General features: G+C 67.0%; 18 protein-coding genes and 1 riboswitch. Of the genes, 13 read left to right on the plus strand and 5 right to left on the minus strand.

Going from position 1 to position 24386, the window contains the following annotated elements; all coding sequences use genetic code 11:
- Positions 1-79 precede the first annotated feature (79 nt).
- Positions 80-358, minus strand: a complete 279-nt coding sequence (locus tag AC3A3Q_RS03450; RefSeq protein ID WP_487584884.1) for a glutaredoxin family protein — start codon at positions 356-358, stop codon at positions 80-82.
- Between the two features lie 115 nt (positions 359-473).
- Here AC3A3Q_RS03450 and AC3A3Q_RS03455 point away from each other — a divergent pair, with 115 nt between their 5' ends.
- The 9 genes from AC3A3Q_RS03455 (at position 474) to AC3A3Q_RS03495 (ending at position 15634) form a co-directional block, all read left to right on the plus strand.
- Positions 474-1874 (plus strand): L-serine ammonia-lyase, encoded by a 1401-nt coding sequence (locus tag AC3A3Q_RS03455; RefSeq protein WP_487584885.1) that lies wholly within the window; start codon positions 474-476, stop codon positions 1872-1874.
- Between the two features lie 388 nt (positions 1875-2262).
- Positions 2263-3519, plus strand: a complete 1257-nt coding sequence (locus AC3A3Q_RS03460; RefSeq protein WP_487584922.1) for a glycoside hydrolase family 18 protein — start codon at positions 2263-2265, stop codon at positions 3517-3519.
- Between the two features lie 122 nt (positions 3520-3641).
- Entirely contained in the window at positions 3642-6488 is a 2847-nt protein-coding gene (locus AC3A3Q_RS03465) for a xanthine dehydrogenase family protein molybdopterin-binding subunit (protein ID WP_487584886.1), read from the plus strand.
- Positions 6485-7087: a (2Fe-2S)-binding protein gene (locus tag AC3A3Q_RS03470; protein WP_487584887.1), complete on the plus strand. Its 603-nt coding sequence runs from the start codon at positions 6485-6487 to the stop codon at positions 7085-7087. Before AC3A3Q_RS03465 ends, AC3A3Q_RS03470 begins: the two co-directional genes overlap by 4 nt.
- Entirely contained in the window at positions 7084-8334 is a 1251-nt protein-coding gene (locus AC3A3Q_RS03475; protein ID WP_487584888.1) for a c-type cytochrome, read from the plus strand. The genes AC3A3Q_RS03470 and AC3A3Q_RS03475 overlap by 4 nt, the downstream gene beginning before the upstream one ends.
- A gap of 420 nt (positions 8335-8754) precedes the next feature.
- Positions 8755-10779, plus strand: coding sequence for a glycosyl hydrolase family 18 protein (locus AC3A3Q_RS03480; protein WP_487584923.1), 2025 nt, complete (start codon positions 8755-8757; stop codon positions 10777-10779).
- A gap of 234 nt (positions 10780-11013) precedes the next feature.
- Entirely contained in the window at positions 11014-12750 is a 1737-nt protein-coding gene (locus AC3A3Q_RS03485) for a S8 family peptidase (RefSeq protein WP_487584889.1), read from the plus strand.
- Between the two features lie 224 nt (positions 12751-12974).
- On the plus strand, positions 12975-13385 hold the full coding sequence (locus tag AC3A3Q_RS03490) for a DUF2946 family protein (RefSeq protein WP_487584890.1): 411 nt from the start codon (positions 12975-12977) through the stop codon (positions 13383-13385).
- A gap of 68 nt (positions 13386-13453) precedes the next feature.
- Positions 13454-15634, plus strand: a complete 2181-nt coding sequence (locus AC3A3Q_RS03495) for a TonB-dependent receptor (protein ID WP_487584891.1) — start codon at positions 13454-13456, stop codon at positions 15632-15634.
- A 52-nt stretch (positions 15635-15686) separates the two neighbouring features.
- On the opposite strand, the gene AC3A3Q_RS03500 is transcribed toward AC3A3Q_RS03495, so the two are convergent.
- The 4 genes from AC3A3Q_RS03500 to metX all read right to left on the minus strand — a co-directional run bounded on the left by AC3A3Q_RS03500 (position 15687) and on the right by metX (position 19789).
- Positions 15687-16232 carry a peroxiredoxin gene (locus tag AC3A3Q_RS03500; protein ID WP_487584892.1) on the minus strand — a complete coding sequence of 182 codons (546 nt, stop codon included), beginning with the start codon at positions 16230-16232 and terminating at the stop codon, positions 15687-15689.
- A gap of 166 nt (positions 16233-16398) precedes the next feature.
- Entirely contained in the window at positions 16399-17511 is a 1113-nt protein-coding gene (locus AC3A3Q_RS03505; RefSeq protein WP_487584893.1) for a homoserine dehydrogenase family protein, read from the minus strand.
- The gene (locus tag AC3A3Q_RS03510) at positions 17508-18698 is read right to left on the minus strand and encodes an O-succinylhomoserine (thiol)-lyase (RefSeq protein WP_487584894.1); all 1191 of its coding nucleotides are present in this window, start codon (positions 18696-18698) and stop codon (positions 17508-17510) included. The genes AC3A3Q_RS03505 and AC3A3Q_RS03510 overlap by 4 nt, the downstream gene beginning before the upstream one ends.
- Positions 18695-19789 (minus strand): homoserine O-succinyltransferase MetX, encoded by a 1095-nt coding sequence (gene metX / locus AC3A3Q_RS03515; protein WP_487584895.1) that lies wholly within the window; start codon positions 19787-19789, stop codon positions 18695-18697. Before metX ends, AC3A3Q_RS03510 begins: the two co-directional genes overlap by 4 nt.
- Before the next feature lie 79 nt (positions 19790-19868).
- Positions 19869-20004, minus strand: a riboswitch (SAM riboswitch).
- 118 nt (positions 20005-20122) lie between these two features.
- Between metX and AC3A3Q_RS03520 the strand changes: the two genes are divergently transcribed.
- The 4 genes from AC3A3Q_RS03520 to AC3A3Q_RS03535 all read left to right on the plus strand — a co-directional run bounded on the left by AC3A3Q_RS03520 (position 20123) and on the right by AC3A3Q_RS03535 (position 24143).
- Positions 20123-21241 (plus strand): phytase, encoded by a 1119-nt coding sequence (locus AC3A3Q_RS03520; RefSeq protein WP_487584896.1) that lies wholly within the window; start codon positions 20123-20125, stop codon positions 21239-21241.
- A gap of 4 nt (positions 21242-21245) precedes the next feature.
- Positions 21246-22178 (plus strand): peptidoglycan DD-metalloendopeptidase family protein, encoded by a 933-nt coding sequence (locus AC3A3Q_RS03525; protein ID WP_487584897.1) that lies wholly within the window; start codon positions 21246-21248, stop codon positions 22176-22178.
- Positions 22179-22259: 81 nt separating this feature from the next.
- Positions 22260-23864, plus strand: a complete 1605-nt coding sequence (locus tag AC3A3Q_RS03530) for a peptide chain release factor 3 (protein WP_487584898.1) — start codon at positions 22260-22262, stop codon at positions 23862-23864.
- A gap of 9 nt (positions 23865-23873) precedes the next feature.
- Complete coding sequence (locus AC3A3Q_RS03535; protein ID WP_487584899.1) at positions 23874-24143, plus strand: DUF1294 domain-containing protein; 270 nt, start codon at positions 23874-23876, stop codon at positions 24141-24143.
- Positions 24144-24386 lie beyond the last annotated feature (243 nt).

Raw genomic sequence — 24386 nt, forward strand, 5'->3', positions numbered from 1 at the left:
GGTGTAGGAGCGAGCTTGCTCGCGATCAGGCGTATCGACCGCGGTCAGGCCTGATCGCGAGCAAGCTCGCTCCTACCTACTACGCCGGCGTTTCCACGGCCAGGAACGCCTGCAGCCGCTCGACGTCGAACGGCCAGTCCAGCTCGATGCCGCGACCTTCGTCGCGCAGGACCGGCACGCGCACGCCGTAGCGCTGCTCCAGGCCGTCATCGGCATCAATGAACACGCTCTCGAACTCCGGGGAGCGCGCCATCGCAAGCACCTCCAGCGCCAGGTCGCACAGATGGCAGTCGTCGCGCTGGAACAGCGTCAACGCCGGTGCGGCGGCGGGGATCGAATCGTGCAGGGAATGGGGCATTGGCAATCGCTCACTGTTCCGGGCATCGGCATTCGGCAGGGTATGGCCGGGCCGTCCTGCCGGGGCGCGTAGAATAGCCGGATTGTCAGCGCGCATCCCGCCGGAGTAGCCCCACGTGGCCGTCAGCAGTTTCGACTTGTTCAAGATCGGCATCGGTCCGAGTTCGTCCCATACCGTAGGCCCGATGCGCGCGGCCGCGCGCTTCGTCCAGCGCTGGCTGGTCGAAGGCGGCAATGGCGATGCCGGCAACGACCTGCAGCGCACGGCCCGCATCCGCGCTGAAGTGTTCGGTTCGCTCGCCCTGACCGGCCGCGGCCACGGCACCGACAAGGCGGTATTGATGGGCCTGGAAGGCCACCTGCCCAACCAGATCGATCCGGACATCATTCCGCCGGCCCTCGAGCGCATCCGCAACAGCAAGCGCATCAACCTGCACGGGCAGCACGAGATCAGCTTCGACGAGAAGCACGACCTCATCATGAACAAGCGCCAGAAGCTGCCGTTCCACACCAACGGCATGCGCTTCACCGCCTTCGATGCCGACGGCAACGTGATCGCCACGCGCGATTACTACTCCGTCGGTGGCGGCTTCGTCGTCAACCAGGACGAAGCAGCCGAGGATCGCATCGTTGCCGACGAGACCGAACAGCCCTACCCGTTCCGCTCCGGTGACGAACTGCTCGCGCAGGCGCGAGAAAGCGGCCTGAGCATCGCCCAGATGATGTACGCCAACGAGAAGGTCTGGCGCACGGCCGAAGAGATCGATGCCGGCCTCGACGAAATCTGGGAAGCCATGCAGGCTTGCGTCGGCCGCGGCATCCGCGCGCACGGCACGCTCCCCGGCGGGCTGCATGTATCGCGACGCGCGCCGACCCTGCACGCCGAGCTGACTTCGCGCCCGGAAGCGGCCATGCGCGATCCGCTGACCACGCTCGACTGGGTCAACCTGTACGCACTGGCGGTCAATGAAGAGAACGCAGCCGGTGGCCGCGTGGTCACTGCGCCGACGAACGGCGCGGCCGGCATCATTCCGTCGGTGCTGCATTACTACGACCGCTTCTGCCCGGGCGCGAACATCCAGGGTGTGCGCACGTTCCTGCTGACCGCCGCCGCGGTCGGCATCCTCTACAAGGAAAACGCCAGCATCTCCGGTGCCGAAGTCGGCTGCCAGGGCGAAGTCGGCGTGGCCTGCTCGATGGCCGCAGCCGGCCTCACCGCCGCCATCGGCGGCAGCTCCAGCCAGATCGAGAACGCCGCCGAGATCGGCATGGAGCACAACCTCGGCCTGACCTGCGATCCGATCGGCGGCCTGGTGCAGATTCCGTGCATCGAGCGCAACGCGATGGGCGCGGTGAAGGCGATCAATGCCAGCCGCATGGCGATGCGCGGCGATGGCAAGCACAAGGTCAGCCTCGACAAGGTCATCAAGACCATGCGTGACACCGGTCGTGACATGCAGGACAAGTACAAGGAAACCTCGCGCGGCGGACTCGCGGTCAACGTGATCGAGTGCTGACGCTGCGCCCGCCTCTGCGCGGGCCGGATGCACCAGTAGCAAAACCGGATCGATTCTACAGTCGCCGATAAAAACAACAGATTGCGATCTGTTGTCACTCCGGTAGGGAACGCCGCGCGCGACCGCGTTACAAATCCCAGGATCATCGTCGCGCATCCAGTGACCTGGTTGATGGCCACCGGCGCCGCCGGTCGGTTGACCTGATCCTTCACTCGCATCGCCTTGTGTCGCCCTGCAACGGGGCGACCGGTCGCGCGTGGCCATCTCAAACATGGAGCAAGTCATGAGATTACAGGCAGGGAAAGTTACAACCGTCGTTTTGCTGTCCATCCTTCTCGGCATTGCCGTCGCGCCGGTGGCGCCAGCCCAGACCGTTGCCGCCAACGCCATTCATTCCGGCGTGGCCCCGCAGGCGTTCCGAGGTCCCGACGCCCGCAAGCGCGTGGTCGGTTACTTCACCCAATGGGGCATCTACGAGCGCAACTATCTGGTCAAGGACATCGTCACCAGTGGCTCGGCGGCGAAGATGACACACATCAACTACGCCTTCGGCAATGTTCGCGACAACCGCTGCGAAGTCGGCGTCACCCAGGCCTCCGACCCCGACACCGGCGCAGGCGGCGATGCCTACGCCGACTACACCCGGGCCTTCGACGCGAGCGAAAGCGTGAGTGGCCGATCCGACATCTGGAACCAGCGACTGCGCGGCAACTGGAACCAGCTCAAGCAGCTCAAGGCAAAGTACCCGAACGTTAAGGTGCTGATCTCGCTCGGTGGCTGGACCTGGTCGCGCGGATTCTCCAGTGCCGCTCGCCCGGAGAACCGCGTCGCCTTCGTCGCGTCCTGCATCGATGCCTACATCAAGGGCAACCTGCCGGAAACCGACTACGCCGGCGGCCCTGCCGCGGCACGCGGCGTGTTCGACGGCATCGACATCGACTGGGAATACCCGGTCGCTTGCGGCCTGGCCTGCGGCTCACCGGAAGACCGGGACAACTACACCGCCCTGCTGGCGGAGTTCCGGCGCCAGCTTGATGCCGAACGCCCCGGATTGCTGCTGTCGGTCGCGGTTGGCGCCGGCATCGACAAGATCCGCGTCACCGACCCCGGTGCATACGCGCAGCACCTGGATTACATCAACGTGATGACCTATGACTTCCACGGCTCGTGGGAACCGCAGACCAACCATCACTCCGCACTGTTCGCATCGCCAGCTGATCCGTCCACCGGCGATGCCAGCCTCTACAACAGCAACGACGCCATCGAAGCGTTCCTGTCGCGCGGCGTGCCGGCGGCGAAGCTCAACCTGGGCATCGGCTTCTATGGCCGCGGCTGGACCCACGTGCCGGCCCTCAACAACGGGTTGTATCAGCGCGGCACGGCGGCGCCCGGCACCTACGAGGCGGGCATCGAGGACTGGCGATTGCTCAGCCGCCTGGGCTGGCCGAGCCATGTCGATGCCGATGCACGCGCGCAGTGGATCTACAACGGCAACACGTTCTGGTCCTTCGACACGCCTGCGCTGGTCACGGAGAAAATGGCCTACGTCAAGGCGCAGAACCTCGGCGGCGCGTTCTTCTGGGAGCTGGGCGGCGACGACGCACGCGGAACGATGGTCGACGCCATCAGCGCCGGCCTGAGGTAGTTCTCATCCGACCCCGTGGCGCCGACCTTCGCGGTCGGCGCCATGACAATCACATCGCGGCAATCACATCGCGACAAGACTCGCGCGGTTAGCATCGGCCCGGCCAGCCGGAGTGCCAGCCCATGCCAGCCAACCTGAGTCGCCGCGACTTCCTCAAATGCTCCGTGGTCGCCGGCATCAGCGTCTACATCGCGGCACCCGGCAGTGCCGCGCTTGCGGCGCTGTTCGAGAAGCAGCGGAACCGGCCGCTGCCGTGGGATCCGGGCACCGGCAAGATCCGTTACCGCACCGATGCCACCGCCAAGGTAACCGGCGAAAAAGTCTTCAGCTTCGACATGCGCGGCCGCGACCTGCCCGGCTGGCCGGACCAGCAGGCACACGCAATGCTGCTGCGGGTCACCCATGCCGACCGCGCCTATGCCGGCTTCGACCTGTCGATCCTCGGCGACGCGCTGCGGCCCGACCGCATCGTCACCGCCGCCGACCTGCAACGCGACGGCGTGCAGTTCCCGCCGTTCTACGGCGAAGACATGCTGCTGCCCGAAGGCAAGACGCCGGCCTACCTGGGCCATGCGGTGGCGCTGCTGGTCTGGCATGACTTTCCGCGCTTTCGCGCCGCCAAGACCGCACTGAAGTTCCGCGACGACATCATCCGCTACGGCGCTGTCACCGGTCCGCTTGAACGCGACCCTTGGGCAGCATTCCGCTATGTGCGCGTCGGTGGCGCGACCGCGTTCGACGACGATGCCTATTCCAGCCTCAAGGACACGCCGCTGTTCCCGACCGCCTACAGCAAGAAGCGGCCGCAGTGGCCGCAGGCCAATCCGCGCGGCGGGCTCGACGCGCAGGGTGCCGCCCACGCCTCCGCGATCGCCGCGGCCCTGGATGCGCCCGGCGCAGACCAGCTGGTGTTGCAGCGGGAATACTTCTCGCAGTCGATCGACACCGCCGCGCTCGAACTCGACAACGGCAACGCCTGGTTCGATGCCGCCACCGCGACACTGCACCTGGTAGTTGCCACGCAGTCGCCACAGGAGATCGCGGCGGACGGTCCGCGCATGCTCGCCGCGAGCGGGCTGGGCGTGAAGAACCTGGTGCTGCACCCCTGCTACACGGTTGGCTACGGCTCCAAGGACCACAACCCGTTTCCGTTCTACGCACTGATGGCCGGGCTGTACGGCGGTGGCCGGCCGGTGCGGCTGGCCAACGACCGCTACGAGCAGTTCCAGGCCAGCCTGAAGCGGCATAGTTTCCGCATCCGTTATCGCATCGCGGTCGACCGCAAGACCGGGAAGTTCGGCATCTTCCAGGGCGACATGGTCGGCGATGGCGGCGGTCGCCAGAACTTTTCACCGTCGGTGTGCCTGGTCGCGGCAACGGCGGCGCAATCGATCTATTACTTCCCGCAAAGCGATCTGGCCAGCACCGTGATCGCTTCGCGTGCGCTCGATGCGGGATCGGCGCGCGGCTACGGCACGTTGCAGAGCATGGGGGCGACCGAGATGCTGGTCGACGAGGTGGCGGCCGAACTCAGGCTCGACCCGATCGAGCTGCGCCAGCGCAACGTCTTCACCTCCGGCATGAAGAACACCCAGGGCGCCATCCCCGGCGGCGCGCAGCGCGCCGACGAAGTGCTGGCGCGCTGCCGCGCGCACCCGCTGTGGCGCGATCGCGACAAGCGCAAGCGCGAGTACGAAGCCGCGCATCCGGGCAAGCATTACGGCGTCGGCTTCGGCTGCGTGCAGAAAGATTTCGGCACCGGTGCCGAGGCCGCGTTCGTCGAGGTGTCGCTCGCGCCCGACGGCCGCCTGCTGCTGCGCCATATCGGCGTCGACATGGGCACGGGCATGGCCACCAGCCAGTCGGCCTTGTGCATCCCGTGGCTGGGCAAACCCGCCGACGATGTGCGCACCGGCGAGACCGCGTGGCCGGAACTGCCGATGATCGCCACCGGCGATCCGTGGCTGATGCAGCAGTCCGAACAGGACCGCAATGTCGGCAATCCACGCTGGACACCGAACCTCGTCAGTCCGAGCAGCGCCAGCAACTCGGCCTACTTCTTCGGCCATGCCACGCGCGAAGCGGCGCGCCTGTTGTTCACGCAGGGCCTTTGGCCGGCAGCGAAGGCGATCTGGGCCGAGGGATTCGGCGGCGGCCAACTGGCGCCGCTGTCGGTGCGGCGCGAAGACGCGCACTGGGTCGATGGCCGGCTCACCGCCGGCGGGCTGGTCGGGCTGCCTTTGCAACAGATCGCCGCCAAGGCTTACGAGCTGGGCCTGGCCACCGGCGCGATCGTGCACACCTTCAATCGCTGGCAATGGGCCGAGGCGGAGTTCCCGCTCGACGGCGAAGACGCGCGACTGCCGCTGGACGCGATCGCACTGCGCTGGGGCGCGGATGGCAGCAGCGGCAAGGGAACGCCGACCGCCAATGGCTACCGCATGATCGAACGCACCCGTGCCCATTACCCGCCGACCCAGCGCAACAACGCCGGCGTCGTCTACTACAGCGCCATCGGCACGATCGCCGAAGTGGCGGTGGACACTGCCAGTGGCAAGGTAGCGCTGCTCAACCACCACTCCGTGCTCGAGTGCGGCAACGCGATTGTGCCGGAACTGGTTTCCGGGCAACTCCAGGGCGGCCTGGCGATGGGCATCGGCCACGCCCTGCACGAGTACCTGCCGTTGTACGAAGACGGCCCCGGTAACGGCACGTGGAACTTCAACCGCTACACGCTGCCGCGCGCCGCCGACGTCGCGGTGTGGAAGCAGACCGGCGAAGTGCTGCCGGCGCTGTCGTCCAGCGATCCACCCAAGGGCATGGCGGAGGTGGTGATGATCGCGGTGGTGCCAGCGATCGTGAACGCCATCGCCCACGCCACCGGCCTGCGCTTTCGCGAACTGCCGGTGACCGCGGAGAAGGTCCGCACCGCATTGAGCACGGGACGCGTGCAGGAGCAGACGGCATGAGCACGCTTCCGGCAAGGCTCCGGCCGCTGTCGTTGCAGATCAACGGCGTCAGCCACGGGCCGATCGAAGTGCCCGAGGACATGATGCTGCTCGATGTCCTGCACGAATACCTGGGACTGACCGGCACGCGCCTGGGCTGCGGCCAGGGCGTTTGTCGCGCTTGCACGGTGATCGTCGACGATGAGCGCGGCCCGCGCGAAGTACGCAGCTGCATCACCGGCGCGCACTATTTCGCAGGCAAGCGCATCCGCACCGTCGAAGGCCACGCCAGGCGTGATGCGGCGGGCACGATCGTCGAACTGTCGCCGGTGCAGCAGGCCTTCCTCGACCACTTCAGTTTCCAGTGCGGCTATTGCACGCCCGGCTTCGTCAATGCCGCCACCGTGCTGCTGGAGCGCCTGCGCAAGTCGCCGATCAACGCCGACCAGGTCGAGGACACCATCAGCGAGGCGCTGAATCCGCACCTGTGCCGCTGCACGGGCTACGTGCGTTACTACCAGGCGGTCAAGGCCGTGGTGCTGGCGACGCCGGGACTGGTTCACTCTGGTCAGGAGCGCGCTGGTCAGGAGCGCGGCGTCAACAAGGAGCGTGCGCCATGACCCGCGTCGGCTGGAGGCGGATCGTCGCCTGGCTGCTGCTGATCTTGCTGGTCGTGCTGCTGATCGGCTGGATCTCGCGCTGGTGGTCCAACCGCGGACCGTTGCAGAAGTTCGCTGCCACCCCCGAGCAGATCGAGCGCGGGCGCTACCTTGCCGATGCCGCGGACTGCGCCGGTTGCCACACCGCGTACGACGGCGCGCCGCTGGCCGGCGGACTGCCGCTGCACACGCCCTTCGGCACCATCCATGGCACCAACATCTCGCCCGACGCCGAGCACGGCATCGGCCGTTACACCGCCGACGATTTCTTCCACGCACTGACCCATGGCGAGGCGCGCGACGGCCACCAGCTGTATCCGGCGATGCCTTATGTGTCGTACCGCACGATCACGCGCGCCGACAGCGACGCGATCTACGCCTTCGTGATGAACCAGCCGGCGATGAACGTACCCAACCGCAGGAACGGCGTGCACTTCCCCGCCAACATCCGCACCGCGATACACGGCTGGAACCTGCTGTTCGCCCGGCCCGAGGTGCGTTCCGCGTCGCAGGGCAGCAGTGCCGACTGGAAGCGCGGGCACTACCTGGTGGAGACCCTGGGCCACTGCGGCGAATGCCACAGCCCGCGCGGCAGCCTCGGCCAGATCGATCGTGACAGGCCGCTCGCTGGCAGCAGCAAGCTTGGCCGCTTCGCCGCGCCCGACATCACGCCGCAGGGCTTGGCCGCACGCGGCTGGGACGCGGCGTCGTTGCAGCAGTACCTGGCAACCGGCGTCAGCGCGCAGGCAGTGGCGTCGGATGAAATGCTGCGCGTGGTGAGCCTCTCGACCAGTCGCCTGCGCCGCGATGACGTCCGTGCCATCACGGTGTACCTGCTCGGCGACACCCCGCTGCCGCCGAAGACGGTGAGCACTGCCGCGACCGCCGCGGGCCCGGGGCAGCGCCATTACCTGGACCTGTGCTCCGGCTGCCATGGCCGCGATGGCGAAGGCGTACCCAATGTCGCCGTGAGCCTGCGGCGCAACACCGCGGTGCACGACAGCAACCCGCACAACCTGATCGTCGCGATCCTCGACGGATTGCCCGAGCACGATTTTCCCGGCCTGGCCCGCATGCAGGACATGCCCGGCTTCGGCGACGACCTCGACGATTCGCAGGTCGCCCAGCTCGCTACTTGGCTGAGGCAGCGGCATGGCGGGCAGGCAAAGCCAGTCGAAGCCGCAGCGGTGGCCGATCTGCGGAAGTAGGACCGCGTGTCCGTCGGCCGCCCAGATTGTCCGCAGGACAATTGTTAAAACACCGTCTGTCCTGCGATCCGAAACAGGACGTCTCCAGCCGTTCGTCGCCACGGCCATCCGCCCCGACAAAAATGTGCGGAGCAACACATTTCGCCCTGACCTGATCTGACAACGTTGTCAACAGACGCACGGCCCGAGGCCGTCGACCTTCCCGGAGGCGAAGCGTGTTGGATCAACAAGGATCGGATCAGCACCTTCATTCGCCCCGCGCACGCAGGCACTGCCGCGTCGCCGCATCCACTTCTGCAAGGAAATAGGAGCCAGCCCGGAAGGGCCGGCATGTGTGGTGGTCAATCTCGTATGGGAGGGATGCTCGTGAAATACGCACCAGGGAAAGTTGCACGACCCGCCGGTTTGTTGCTGTCCGGCATGCTCGCACTCGTGGCCTTGCCCACGGCCCAGGCCCAGTCCGCGTCCTGCGCGGCAGTGCCGGCGTGGACTGCTTCCACCATCTACAACCCGGGCGACAAGCTCGTCTACCAGAACCATCTTTACCAGGCCAACATCCAGATCTGGAACGCGCCGCCTACCCACTGTCCCACCTGCGGCTGGTACACGGACCTGGGCGTTTGCGGCACCGGTGGAACCAACCAGCCGCCAAGCATCAGCCTGACCGCGCCCGGCAACGGCGCCAGCTTCACCGCCGGCAGCAATATCGCCGTCAGCGCCAATGCCAGTGACAGCGATGGCAGCGTCAGCCAGGTCGAGTTCTTCCGCGGCACGGCATCGCTGGGTGTCGACACCAGCGCGCCGTACACGGTGACCTGGAGCAACGCCAGCACCGGCACGCACGCATTCAAGGCCGTCGCCACCGACAACCAGGGCGCCAGTACGACGTCGGCCACCAGCACCATCACCATTACCGGCACGCCGCCGGTCGATACCACGCCGCCGAGCGTGCCGACCGGACTGGCCGCCAGCGCGCTGTCGTCGAGCAGCATCGGCCTGAGCTGGAACGCTTCCACCGACAACACCGGTGGCACCGGCGTGGCCGGTTACGACGTCTACAGGAACGGCAGCCTCGTCGCCTCACCCACCGCTACCAGTTACACCAGCAATGGCCTGGCGGCGAACACGACGTACTCGTTCACCGTTCGCGCACGCGACAACGCCAGTCCCGCCAACGCCTCGGCGCAAAGTGCCGCGATTAGCGCGACCACGCTCACCGGCGGTGGCGGTGGCAACAAGCGGGTGATCGGCTACTTCGTGCAGTGGGGCATCTACGGCCGCAACTACCGCGTCAAGAACATCGACACCAGCGGTTCGGCGGCGAAGATGACGCACATCAACTATGCCTTCGGCAACGTCCGCAACAATCGCTGCGAAGTCGGCGTCACCCAACCCACCGACCAGAACACCGGCGTCGGCGGCGATGCGTTCGCCGATTACACCAAGTCGTTCGGCGCGGGCGAAAGCGTCAATGGCACCGCCGATACCTGGAACCAGCCGCTGCGTGGCAGCTGGAACCAGCTCAAGCAGCTCAAGGCCAAGTACCCGAACCTGAAGGTGCTGATCTCGCTTGGCGGCTGGACGTACTCGCGCAACTTCTCCAGCGCTGCCAGCCCGGCCAACCGCCAGGCCTTCGTCGCCTCCTGCATCGATGCCTACATCAGGGGCAACCTGCCGGTGACCGACAGTGCCGGTGGCCCGGGCGCGGCGGCCGGCGTGTTCGATGGCATCGACATCGACTGGGAGTACCCGGTGGCCTGCGGACTGAGCTGCGGCACGCCCGCCGACAACGCCAACTTCACCGCGCTGCTGGCCGAGTTCCGCCGCCAGCTCGACGCGGTGCGGCCGGGCCTGTTGCTGACCATCGCGGCCGGCGCCGGCGTCGACAAGGTCCGCGTCACCGACCCGGCGGCCTACTCGCAGTACCTCGATTACATCAACGTGATGACCTACGACTTCCACGGCACGTGGGATCCGCAGACCAACCATCACTCGTCGCTGTTCGACTCGCCCAATGATCCGTCCACGGGCGACCAGAAGTTCTACAACAGCAACGATGCGATCGAGGCGTTCCTGAGCCGTGGCGCACCCGCCTCCAAGCTCAACATCGGCATCGGCTTCTACGGTCGCGGCTGGACCGGCGTGCCGAACGTCAACAACGGCCTGTACCAGAGCGGTACCGCGGCGCCTGGCACGTATGAAGCCGGCAACGAGGACTTCAAGGTGCTCAAGGACCGCCCGGGCACCGTCTACACCGATGCCAATGCGCGTGCGACCTGGAAGTACGACGGCAACACGTTCTGGAGCTACGACACGCCGGCCATGGTCACCGAGAAGATGGGCTACGTGAAGGCACAGAACCTGGGTGGCGCGTTCTTCTGGGAGTTCAGCGGAGACGATGCACAGGGCACGCTGGTGAACACGATCAGCAACGGGCTCAAGTAGACACTCTCTCCAGAACGTCCTCGGGTTTCTACCCTCAGCGCCGATCGATTGATCGGCGCTTTTTTTTTTGCGTGGACGATGCAGGCTTGCGCGTGAGCGCATCGCGACTTCTTCGCGGATGACTCTCGGAATGCCTGCGAGAAATTCCCCTTATCGCATTCATTGACCGGCGCGATCATGAAAGCGCGCCTGCACGATGCTGGCGCCTTGAGTTGCACTAACAGGAGTTCAAGGATGCTACCCAATCACAACGGGTTCCGTTACCGAAGACAGCGCGGTCTGTGCGTGTCGATCGCAATCCTCCTCGCCTCTGCTGGCATGTCCACCGCTGCGATGTCGGCGCCCAGGGTCAATGTTTCCGGATTGAAGCAAGGCCAAACCTACAACCGATTCATCGTCCGCTATCACGACAATTCGGCCACGTTCAAGGATGCGGCTGTGCAGCGTCGTAGCCTGGAATCGGCCGCCAGCAGCAGCGCCCACGGCAAGGCGCTTGGCGTGAGGAAACTTCGTCGCACGTTCAACGGCGCGGACGTGATCACGGCCGATCGCAAGCTGGACCGCGTTGACGCGCAAACGCTGATGCAGCAGATCGCGACGAATCCGGATGTGGACTACATCGAGGTTGACAATCTCGCCCAGGAAGCGCTCTCCCCCAACGATCCACAATACGGTTCACAGTGGGGTTACTCGGGTACGTACGGCATCAAGACCGACCAGGCGTGGGACGTGACCAGCGGCTCAGGCGTCGTGGTTGCGGTGCTCGACACCGGCATCACCAACCACAGCGACCTCAACGCCAACGTGCTACCGGGTTATGACTTTGTCAGCGATCTCAGCCAGGCAAACGATGGCGATGGCCGGGATAGCGATGCCAGTGATCCGGGCAACTGGTGCGGTGCCAAGCCGTCCAACTGGCATGGCACCCACGTGGCTGGCACGATTGCCGCGGTGACCAACAACAGCAAGGGCGTGGCGGGCGTGGCGCACGGCGCGAAGATTGTGCCGGTGCGTGTATTGGGTGCATGCGGAGGTTATGACTCCGACATCGCCGACGCAATAATCTGGTCGGCTGGCGGCGCGGTGGCAGGCGTGCCCGCGAACGGGAACCCGGCGGAGGTACTCAATCTCAGCCTCGGCGGCCAAAGCACCTGCGGCACGACGATGCAGGACGCGATCAACCAGGCCGCGAGCCTGGGTTCGACAATCGTCGTGGCGGCCGGCAACGACAACACCGACGTCGCATCTCATTTCCCGGCCAATTGCAGTGGCGTCATAGCGGTGGCTGCCACCACGAGCACTGGCGAGCGTTGGAGCTCCTCCAACTACGGCTCACTGATCGACATCGCTGCGCCAGGTGCGAACATTCTGTCCACGCTCAACTCCGGCACCACCACCCCTGGCAGCGAAGCCTATGCCAATTTCAGCGGCACTTCGATGGCGGCCCCGCACGTGGCCGGTGTGGTCGCGTTGATGCAGGCGGCGGCGGACACGCCGAAGTCGCCCGCGCAGATCGAGGCGTTGCTCAAGTCGACGGCCACGCCGTTTCCGGCGATCCCGTCGCAGCCGATCGGACCGGGCATCGTGAATGCGAAAGCTGCCGTGGATGCGGTGCTCCCGCTGCCGCCGGCCAACTCTCTCATTCGAGGCATGGCGAAGACGGGGCTCGAAGGCGCGGCGAGCGCGTGGCTGGATTTCACCATGACGGTGCCAGCCGGTGCGACCAACCTTCAATTCGATCTTTCCCCGAACAGCGGGGACGGGGATGCCGATCTGTACGTGAAGTTCGGAAGTCAGCCGACCGAGACCAGCTACGACTGTCGACCGTACAGGGCTGCCAGCGTAGGGGAAACGTGCGCGTTTGCGGCGCCACAAGCGGGCACCTACTACGTGCGCGTGCACAACTTCTCGAGAGTCGCAGGGTTCTCGGGCGCGAGCCTGGTCGGGAACTACCAGAGCGCAAGCCCTTAGTCGTTCGGATGCATTGGCGCGATACAGACGGCTTGCTCGAATGAACACGCCCGACAGCCCCGGCCGTGCCGGGGCTGCTGCGCACGACGGTGCAGACTGATTCGCCGGGAGACTTGATAAGGGCGCCCGGAACGTGCGCTCAGTCGGGACCTCGCGGATCACCTTGTCAATGAGGCGAGATTTTCCGCAACGCCGCCCGGAGGGTCCCTTACAATACGCACCCCATGCGCGCCCCCGCCTTCCACCGCCGAATGAGCCTGCTGGCGCTGGCCGCCATGCTGCTGCTCCTGCTCATGCCGACGGTCGGACGATTGCTGGCGGGGGTATCCGGCGCCCGCGACGGCGGCGTCTGGACGCAGATGTGCACCATGGCCGGCCTGAAGCTGGTGAAGGTGTCGGCGGGAGACGCCAACCCGATCGATCCGATCGCGCCCAAGCCCGGTGGCGACCTGCCGATGCAGGACTGCGCCTATTGCCCCGTGCTCAACTCCCTGGTCGCGCTGGCGCTGTGCGTGGTGTTCGCCTTTGCCGCGCCCGCACGGCAAAGGCAGGCGCCCCCGCGGCGGACGCCATTGCCGTGGGCACGTTGGCATCCCTGCGGACTGGGCTCGCGCGGGCCACCGCTCGCCCTCTGAAACACAAGACGCCTTCCTGATCCCTGCATGCGGCGACGCCGCGTGCTTCTTGTGCTTTGGAGTTTTCGATGTCCTCCCATTTCCGCTCGTCGCGCCTGTGCGCGACGATCTCGACCGCGCTCGCCTGCGCGCTACCGCTCATTGCCCAAGCCGATGACGCCATGGGTGATACCAACCGTGATGCCAGGACGCTCGATCGCATCGAAGTCGCCGCAATGGCCGATCCACTCGACGCCTCCGCCGCCGCCGGCACGCGCCTGAAACTGTCCGTGCAGCAAACCCCTGCATCGATCACCGTCATCGACCGCTCGACCATGGACGACCGCGGCGTCCGCAATACGCAGGAAGCGCTGTTTGGCATTCCCGGCCTGGCGGTGGCCTCGCCGCCGGGCAACGGCAACGCGGTGACCTGGCGCGGATTCTCCGGCGCGCAGATCAGCCGGCTGTTCAACGGCATCGGCGTGCAGTACGACGCGATCGCCGCGCGCCCGGTCGATGGCTGGATCTACGAACGCGTCGAGGCCATCGGCGGCCCGTCGAGCTTCCTCTACGGCGCCGGCGCGGTGGGTGGCTCGATCAACTACGTCAGCAAGGTGGTCCGGCTCGACCGCGACAGCACGCAGCTACTCGCCACCGCCGGCTCCTTCGGCAGTGCGGTGATCGCGGGTGGAACCAATCAGCGCATCGGTGGCGACAACGCCATCCGCGCCGACGCGGCGTGGTCGCACAGCGATGGCTGGGCCGATCGCAACCGGCGTGAGGCGGCCACGCTGGCGCTGTCGTGGCTCGACCAGATCAGCGACACCGTCAGCCACACCCTCGCGCTGGAGTACCAGGACGAAAACAGCGAGCGTCCGTACTGGGGCACGCCTGCATACCGCCAGGACGGCCACCTGCGAGTCCTCGATGCCACACGCACGAGCAACTACAACGTCGCCGACGGACATTACGGCCAGAAGGTGCTGTGGGCGCGCTCACTGCTGGAATGGCAGGTGTCCGAGCGCACGCAGCTTCGTAACACGCTGTACCACTACGATGCGCTGCGCGATTACCGCAACGTCGAGTCGTACCGCCTGACGCCCGACCGCCAGGGCGTGGTCCGCTCCGGTGCACTGCTGCAACGGCACGACCAGCAACTGTTCGGCGACCGCGTCGAGTGGTCGCACGACGGCACGCTGGCCACGCTGTCGACGCAGTGGAGTGCCGGCGTCGACGTCAGCTACAACCGGCAGACGCGCTTCCCGCTGTCGCTGCCGGGCGTGGTCGACACGGTGGCGATCGATGCGATCACGCCGGGCAGCTTCTTCGACGTGCCGGGCGCCGAGCAGGTCTATCGCCCGGACCGCACCAACCGGCTGCACACGCAGGCGCTGTTCGTCGAGAACCTGACACGGCTGACCCCTGAGCTGTCGCTGCTGACGGGCTTGCGCCATGACTGGATCGACCTGGATGTCGTCAACCATCGCGCGATCAATGCGACCAACCCGGCGCGCTTCCAGCACGACTACTCGCCGACCACCGGACGTGTCGCGCTCGACTACGCGTGGACACCAGGCCTGAGCACGTACGTGCAGGTCGCTACTTCCGCCGATCCGCCCGCAGGCATCCTGACGACGGCCAACTTCGCGACCCTGCGCGATTTCGACCTGAGCACCGGTCGGCAGGAGGAAGTCGGAGCCAAGTTCCAATCCGCCGATGCCGGCAATTACGCCACGCTGGCCGCGTACCGGATCGTGCGCGAGAACCTGGCGATCACCGACCCGGCCAACCCGGGGCAGACGCTCCCGGTGGGCCGGCAGTCCTCGCGTGGTGTCGAGCTGGCCTTCGGCCTGAAGCCGCTGCGGGATCTGTCGATCGAGGGCAATCTGGCCTGGGTCGATGCCACGCTCGACGACTTCTACGAGAACGTCGGTGGCGTACCGGTGTCGCGCGCCGGCAATCGTCCGACGAACACGCCCTCGCGGATCGCCAACCTGTGGCTGGACTATGCATTCGCACCGCAGTGGACGACCGGCATCGACCTGCGCGCGCTCTCTTCGCGCTACGCCGACTCGGCCAATACGACCAAGGCGGCTGGATACGGTGTGTTCGGTGCGCACCTGCGCTGGCAGCTGGACGCGGCCACCAGCCTGACCGTGCGCGGGCGCAACCTGGGCGACCGCGACTTCATCGCCTATGCGATCAGCAACGACATGGCCTATCTCGGCGAGCCGCGCTCGTGGGATCTGGAGCTGCGCAAGGAGTTCTGAGTCGCGATGCCCGGGGCAGACCTGCTGCCCCGGGCCTGAAGCGAAGCGATGGTTACTTCTTCAGCGCCTTGACCGCGTCGAGGGTTTCCTTGACGTGCTGATTCGGCTTGAGCTCCGAATAGGCATGCACGATCGTGCCCTGCTGCGAGATCACGTAGGACGTGCGATCGGACCACTCCGGCTTCTGCGCCAGGATCGCGTCGTACTGCTTGGCGATCCTGGCGCCGTTGTCGGCGGCGACCGGGAACTTGCCGCCGCAATGCTCGGTTTCCTTCGAGAAGGCGGCCAGCTCGCTGGTGTTGCCTGCGGTGATGCCGATCAGCGTCGCGCCCTGCTTCTTGAACTCACCGGCCGCCTCGGAGAACAGGTGCGCCTCGAGGTTGCAGCCCGGCGTGTGCGCGGCCGGGAAGAAGTAGACGACGACCGGCCCCTTCTTCAGGGCGTCGGCGAGCTTGAAGGTGAAGGGCTCGCCGGCGAGGTAGGCCGGCGCGGTGAAATCGGGAGCCTTGGCGCCGGCCTTGAGCGCGGCGTAGGTCGGTGCGGCGAAAGCGGCGGCGGCGATGAAGCCGGCGACGGACAGCTTGAGCAGGGAGTTCATGGCGGGCGTCCGGATGGCGGGTGCGGCATACGATACGACCGCGCGGGTGAAAAGGTCCAAGAAACGGGGTCAGAGTACCTTTCCAGCCGCTAACGGATCAGGGGAGGAGGAAACGTACTCTGACCCCGATTTTCGGAGAAAAGGTACTCTGACCCCGCTTTTGGTCTTAGCGGCTGGTCAGGCGCAGTGCGTCGTCCAGCAGGCCAGCCGCGGTTACTTCGGCACCGGCACCCGGTCCCTGGATCACCAGCGGCTGGTTGCAGTAGCGGTCCGACCAGATCGCCACGCGGTTGTCGGTGCCAGCGCCGCCGGCCAGCGGATGATCGGCGGGCAGAGACTCCAGACCGACGCGCGCGACGCCGTCCTCCAGGCGGGCGATGAAGCGCAGCTTCTCGTGCCGCTTGTAGGCGCTGGCATAACGATCGCGCAACGGCGCGTCGAGCGCGGGCAAGGCGGCGTCCAGTGCGCAGCGCGACAGGATTGCGAGTTCCGGCGGCACCAGCGAGGTGACTTCGACATCGCCGGCGTCGAGTTCGACGCCCGCACTGCGCGCGAGGATCAGCAGCTTGCGACGCACGTCCTCGCCGGAGAGATCGTCACGCGGATCGGGCTCGGTGTAGCCCGCATCGCGCGCCTGCCGCACCAGCGCCGAGAACGGCCGCATGCCGTCGTAATGGTTGAACAGCCACGCCAGTGATCCCGACAGCACGCCGGCGATGGAATGGATGCGGTCGCCGCCGGCCTGCAACTCGCGCAGCGAGCGCAGCAACGGCAATCCCGCGCCGACCGTGGCGCTGTCGCCGTAGCCGGCATTGCCAATCGCCGCGGCGGTGCGGATCGAACGCCAGCGCGACAGCGATGTGCCCTGGCCGATCTTGCATGCGGTGACAACATGAATCCCTTGCTGCAGCCAATGCGCGTGTCGCTCGGCGACCACTTCACTGGCCGTGGCGTCGATGACGATGCGCGCACCTTCGCCCTTGAGTGCCGCTTCGATAGTTTCAAGCGAGCTGCGCTGCGGTGCCAGCGCAAGCCGTTGCGCCGCTTCGGCCGGCGCCAGCCCGGAACGGTCGCTGGCCGACTGCCGTGAGTTGGCGACATGCACCAGTTGCAGGCGCTGGCCGAGGTGACTTCCCTGCCATGCCGCCAGCCGCTGCAGCACGGCGCTGCCGACGGTGCCAGTGCCTAGCAGCGCGACCCGAGCCTGGGCATGGCGCGGTTGCGCGACGACGGCGCGGGCGACGACCACATTGGCGACGTCCAGCGCGGCCGCACTCATCGTTTGGCGCGCTCGGCGGTGGCGACGGCGAGTTCGGCGCGGGCGAGCGCGGCTTCGATGTCGGCGACCAGGTCGTCGGCATGCTCGATGCCGACCGACAGGCGCAACAGGCCGTCGCCGATGCCGGCCGCGGCGCGCGCCTCGGCCGACATCGCCGCGTGCGTCATCGTCGCCGGGTGGGCAATCAGGCTCTCGACACCGCCAAGCGATTCGGCCAGCGTGAAGCACTCGAGTCCGTCGACGAAAGCGCGTACTGCTTCCTCGCCACCTTCGAGCTCGACACTGAGCATTGCGCCAAATCCAAGCTGCTGCCGCGCCGCCAGGGCATGGCCCGGATGCGATTCCAGCCCCGGGTAATGCACGGTGCGCACCGCCGGATGGCCGTCGAGCAGCGCCACCACGGCCTCGGTGTTCTCCTGGTGCACGCGCAGGCGCGCATCCAGCGTGCGCAGGCCGCGCAGGGTCAGGAAGCTGTCGAACGGCGAGCCGGTCAGGCCCAGCGCGTTCGCCCACCAGACCAACTGCTGGTGCTGTTCGGCATCGCGCGCAACCACGGCGCCACCGACCACGTCGCTGTGGCCGTTGATGTACTTGGTGGTGGAATGCAGGACGAAGTCGGCACCGAACTGCAGCGGCTGCTGCAGTGCCGGCGACAGGAAGGTGTTGTCGACCACGGTCAACGCACCCTTGGCCTGCGCGGCCTCGATCACGAAGCGCAGGTCGGTGATGCGCAGCAGCGGGTTCGACGGCGTTTCGATCCAGACCACGGCCGGGTCGGTGGCGAGTGCATCGGTCAGCGAGCGCGGGTCGGTGAGGTCGGCGGTGATCAGCTCGAACGCGCCCTTGGCGGCCAGTGCATTGAACAGGCGCCAGCTGCCGCCGTAACCGTCGTGCGGGACCACCAGGCGGTCGCCGGGCTTGAGCAGCGCGTGCAGCAACAGCGTGATCGCGCCCATGCCAGTGGCGGTGACGACGCCGCCGGCGCCGCCTTCCAGTTCGCTCAACGCGTCGGCGAGCAGGTCGCGGGTCGGGTTGCCGCTGCGGGTGTAGTCGTACTGACGCTTCTGGTTGAAGCCGGCAAAGCTGAAGTTCGACGACAGCACGATGGGAGGCGTGACCGCGCCGAATGCAGGGTCGCGGTCGATGCCGGCGCGGACGGCGGCGGTACAGCGGCTGCGGGTGCTCATGCCAGCACCTCCGCGCGCGCATCGGCAACGCAGTCTTCGAGCGCCTCGCGCAGGACGGCGGCGACTTCGGCCTCCTCCTTCAGGAACGCATCGTGGCCATACAGCGAACGCAGCACGCGCAGGCGGGTCTCGCCGCGCAGGCGCTCGACAAGATCGTAGGCATCGGACAGCGGCACCAGCCGGTCCTCGGCGACCGCGATGACGGTCACCGGCAGGCGGATCGCACCGGGGTCGAGCGCCTGCAGGTCGATCGACTCGGACAGACGCAGGTAGGCCGTCGGCGAGGTGCGCTCGACATACGTCGCACCGCAATGATCGAGGTAGTCCTCGGCACCCACGCGCACGCGGCCATCGCTGACCTGGGCGGCGTCGAAACGGGCAGCGAATTCCTCCGGCGTGCGGTAGCTCAGGATCGCCAGCTGGCGAGCCAGCGCCAGGCCGTGGGTCTCGTCGCACTGCAGCGCGCCGAGCGCGACGGCGCGCCGCTGCAACGCGCGCCAGGCACTGGCGTAGGGATGGGCGCGGTGCACGCCGCTGATCGCGACGAGCTGCTGCAGGCGCTCGCCATGACGCGCGGCGAACTGCAGTCCGACCATCGCACCGTAGGAGCAGCCGACGAAGGCCTGCAGGCGATCGATGTCGAGCACGTCGAGCAGCGCGGCGATCGCATCGGCCTGGTCGGCCGGATCGATCGGGGCATCGAGGCTGCCGTCGGCGCCGAGCCAGTCGAAGGCGACCACGCAGTGCTGGCGCGGATCGATCGTACGACCCTCGCCGACCTGGCCCTGCCACCAGCCGGCCTCGGCAAATGCCGCGGTCGCGGTGACATGCCGGTGCGCGGAGATGCCACCGGCGACGAACACCGCCGGCAACGTGCGGTCACCGACGATTTCGTAACGCAGGGCGAGGCGCTGGCGGCCGGCATGGCGCAACAGCAATTCGATCGTGCACTCGCCACGCTCGGCGGCAACCGCGGGGGCGGCGACCGCGGACTTGGCTCCCTTGACCCAGGCAGCGGCATGGGCGATGGCATCCAGCGTCGCCGCGGTGTCGTGTTCGTGGGTGGTGGTGGGGGCGTTGGCGAGACTCATGGCGGGCATCCGAAGTGACGGGGCCATCGAGCCTGCGAGTCGCGAAGCGCCCCGGCCATCGATCGGCGGGGCGCACTCACAACCATCTTCCGACCGGCGCGGACGCCTGTCGCAGGAATTGGCACCTTCACCTCACTGTCCCTGCGCATGCGGGGTTGGTGGGTTGGGTTGCCCCGGCTTCAAAGGGCCTGTCCCTCTGCCGGTCTCGATGGATGGCCGCAGTCTGCCAGCCCCCGTCGGCGCCTGTCAATCGCTCTATCCGCATATAGCGATTTATTATTTCGGTCACGTCTTGGCGCCACATTGTTAAGGCCACGCGAATACACTTCGCTCATGACTCAACGCCTTCTCCCTACTGTCGCCACTGCTGCATTGCTGGCGACCCTGATCAGTGCCTGCTCGACCACGCCGCCCGCCGCCGCGCCGGCGCTGCCGACTACGACGCCGGCCAACGCCCCGGCGACGCTGACCGTGCCCGAGCGCTATGTGGCGCCTGAAAGCCCGCAGGACGAACTCGATTCGCTGACCACCTGGACCAGCGAAGAGGGCCGCACCCTGCTGATCGCTTCGGCCAAGTCGACCCACCGCCTGGTGGTGTTCGATGCCGACACCGGCAAACGCCTGCGCGAGGTCGGCGGCGAAGGCCAGGCCGCGGGCGAGTTCAACCGCCCCAACGGTGTCGCTGTCTACGGCGACTATCTTTTCGTGGTGGAGCGCGACAACCACCGCGTGCAGGTCTTCACCCTGCCCGACTTCAAGCCGCTGGGAATCTTCGGCGACCAGGAATTGCGCAGCCCCTACGGCCTGTGGCTGACCGAGACCGAGCCGGGCGAGCTGGAGGTCTACGTCACCGACAGCTTCATGTACGGCAAGAAGTTCGACGAAGTGCCGCCGCTGGCCGAACTCGACCAGCGCGTGCGTCGCTACCGCGTGCACTTCGACCAGAACGGACGCCTGCGCAGCAGCTACGGCGGATCGTTCGGCGACACAACGCAGGCCGCCGGCCTGCGCATGGTGGAATCCATTGCCGGCGATCCGGACAACGACCGCCTGCTGGTCGCCGATGAAGACCGTCGCCACGAATCGACCCTGCGCGAGTACAGCTTCAGCGGCAAGTACACCGGCCGCAGCCTGCCGCAGGACAGTTTCGCCGCAGAAGCCGAAGGCGTGGCCTTGTGGACGTGCGCGAACGGCAACGGTTACTGGATCGCGGTCGACCAGCTGGCGCCGCTCACCGTGTTCCACCTGTTCGACCGCGCGACGCTGGCGCCGCGCGGCAGCTTCGAGGGCGAGGTCACCGCGCATACCGACGGCGTCGCCCTGCATGCCGCCTCCACGCCGGCATTTCCCGATGGCGCGCTGTTCGCCGTGCACGACGACAAGTCGGTGACGGCTTTCGACCTGTCCGAGGTCGTGCGCGTGCTGGGCCTGTCGGCGGACTGCACCCGCTAGCGCGATGGCAACCAGGCGCCACCTGGCAGCAGTGATCCTCGGCAGCGCGGCGCTGCTGCTGGCGTTCGGCGCGGGCGCGGCCAAGGTGTACCGCTGGACCGATCGCAGTGGCATCACCCATTACGGCGATCACGTCCCCGACGCACCGCCGACGGAGGTGCGCACGATTCCGGTCTACACCGAGCCCAGTGCGATCGCGCGCCTGCGCATCGAGAACGACGGCGAACGCTTCCTGGCGTTTGCCGACAACCGGCTGTCGGGTCCGATCGAAGTGCAGCTGGACTTCAGCCGCAGCGACAACGTGGTCGGACGGCCGCTGCTGCCGGCGCGCGCCACCGTCGCCGCGCGCGGCAGTGCGCTGGTGGCGGTGCTGGAATCGGCCGACCCCGAACGTGGCTTCGATTTCGAACTGAACATGGAGAGCCTGCCCGGCGATCCCGACGCGCGCCCGCGCGATGTCGACTACCTGCTGCCGCTGCAGCAGGCGGCGTTCCGCATCGACCAGGGCTACGGCGGGCACTTCAGCCACAACGACGGGCAGAGCCGCTATGCGGTCGACTTCGCCGCCGACATCGGCACGCCGGTGGTGGCCGCGCGCGAGGGCGTGGTGATGCAGGTCGAGTCGGATTTCGACAAGGCCGGCCTCAACCGCGAGAAGTACGGCGGTCGCGCCAACTTCGTCCGCATCCTGCACGACGACGGCAGCATGACCCTGTACGGCCACCTCAAGGCCGACGACGGCGTGCTGGTGCGGGTCGGCCAGCGCGTCCGCGCCGGCCAGCAGATCGGCCTGTCGGGCAATACCGGCTTCACCACGGGCCCGCACCTGCACTTCGCGGTGCAGGTGAACCGGGGCATGCGTCTGGAGTCGATTCCGTTCAGGATGCGCGGACCGACCGGCCCGCTGCGCATTGCCGGGGGCCGGGGCGGCCTTTAGGCCGCGTGTAGCCGCGTATAATCGCCAGCCTCACCCGCTTCCCGACTCGCGGACCGGTCGCCCGACCCGCCCGCTTAAGCCATGTCCGACGTTTCCCTAGAAGCCGCCCGCCGCCGCACGTTCGCGATCATTTCGCATCCCGACGCGGGCAAGACCACGCTCACCGAAAAGCTGCTGCTGTTCGGCGGTGCGATCCAGATGGCCGGCTCGGTCAAGGGCCGCAAGGCCGCGCGCCATGCCACCTCGGACTGGATGGCGCTGGAAAAGGAACGCGGCATCTCGGTGACCAGCTCGGTGATGCAGTTCCCTTACGAGGGCCGCATCGTCAACCTGCTCGACACCCCCGGCCACGCCGACTTCGGCGAGGACACCTACCGCGTGCTGACCGCGGTCGACTCGGCGCTGATGGTCATCGACGTCGCCAAGGGCGTCGAGGAGCGCACCATCAAGCTGATGGAGGTGTGCCGCCTGCGCGACACGCCGATCATGACCTTCATCAACAAGCTCGACCGCGAGGGCAAGAACCCGATCGACCTGCTCGACGAAGTCGAGTCGGTGCTGGGCATCCAGTGCGCGCCGATCACCTGGCCGATCGGCATGGGCCAGCGCCTGAAGGGCGTGGTCCACCTGGTCACAGGCGAGGTGCACCTGTACGAGCAGGGCCGCAACTTCACCCGCCAGGACTCGACGATCTTCTCCTCGATCGACGACCCGGCGCTGGCCGAACGCATCGGCGAGAACATGCTCAAGGAGCTGCGCGACGAGCTGGAGCTGGTCGAAGGTGCGTCGCATCCGTTCGACCCGGCCAAGTACCTGTCGGGCGAGCAGACCCCGGTGTTCTTCGGTTCGGCGGTCAACAACTTCGGCGTGCAGCTGCTGCTCGATTTCTTCGTCGAGCATGCGCCCTCGCCCAGGCCGCGCGAAACCACCGGCCGCGAGGTCGGCGCCTACGAACCCAAGCTCACCGGCTTCGTGTTCAAGATCCAGGCCAACATGGACCCGCAGCACCGTGACCGCGTCGCGTTCATGCGTGTGTGCTCGGGCGCGTTCCATGCCGGCATGAAGGCCTTCCACGTGCGCACCGGCAAGGAGGTCAAGCTCGCCAACGCGCTGACCTTCATGGCCTCCGACCGCGAGATCGCCGAGAGCGCGTTCCCGGGCGACGTGATCGGCATCCACAACCACGGCACCATCTCGATCGGCGACAGCTTCACCGAAGGCGAGGCGCTGAACTTCACCGGCATCCCCAACTTCGCACCGGAGCTGTTCCGTCGCGCACGCCTGCGCGATCCGCTCAAGCTCAAGCAGCTGCAGAAGGGCCTGGCGCAGTTGTCGGAGGAAGGCGCCACGCAGTTCTTCCGCCCGCTGATGAGCAACGACCTCATCCTCGGCGCGGTCGGCGTGCTGCAGTTCGACGTGGTCGCTTACCGCCTCAAGGACGAGTACGGCGTCGATGCCAGCTTCGAGCAGGTCGCCGTCTCCACGGCGCGCTGGATCCGCTGCGACAACGACAAGAAGCTGGAAGAGTTCCGCGACAAGAACGCGATGAACCTCGCGATCGACGCCGCCGGCCAGCTGGTGTATCTGGCGCCGACGCGGGTGAACCTGCAGCTGGCGCAGGAGCGCGCGCCGGACGTGACGTTCATGGCCACGCGCGAGCACGCGCACGCCACGGCGATCGACTGAGGTCACGCGGTGCCGGCCTGGGCAGCGTGGTTGCTGGCGTTCAACGCGGTGACCGTGCTCGTTTACGGCTACGACAAGGCGATCGCCGGCGGCCACCGCCGGCGCGTATCAGAACGCACGCTGCTCGGCTTGGCCCTGTGCGGTGGCACAGCCGGCGCACTTCTGGCGATGTGGTTGTTCCGCCACAAGACGGCCAAGCGCAGCTTTCGTAACGGGTTGGCGCTGGTGATTGCCGTGCAGTTGATCGCGGCAATCGCGCTAGTCGCACTCACGCGCTGACCGCCGCCACCGCGCGTCATTCCTGCAAGCAGCACGCAGCACGTCATTCCGCCACCCGTCACCGTCATCCCGGCGCACGCCGGGATCCAGGCCGACACGCCGTCCGCCCTGTCACCGTCGTCCCGGCGAACGCCGGGATCCATCTTGACGTTGCTGTTGGCCGCTTCAGGCTTCCGCCTTCGGAGCGGCGTCGTCCGCAGGGGCGGGGAGTGCCCCGTCCCTTAGTCAGACATCCTGTCTGAT

The sequence above is a fragment of the Lysobacter sp. Soil_C_59 genome (assembly GCF_057656415.1).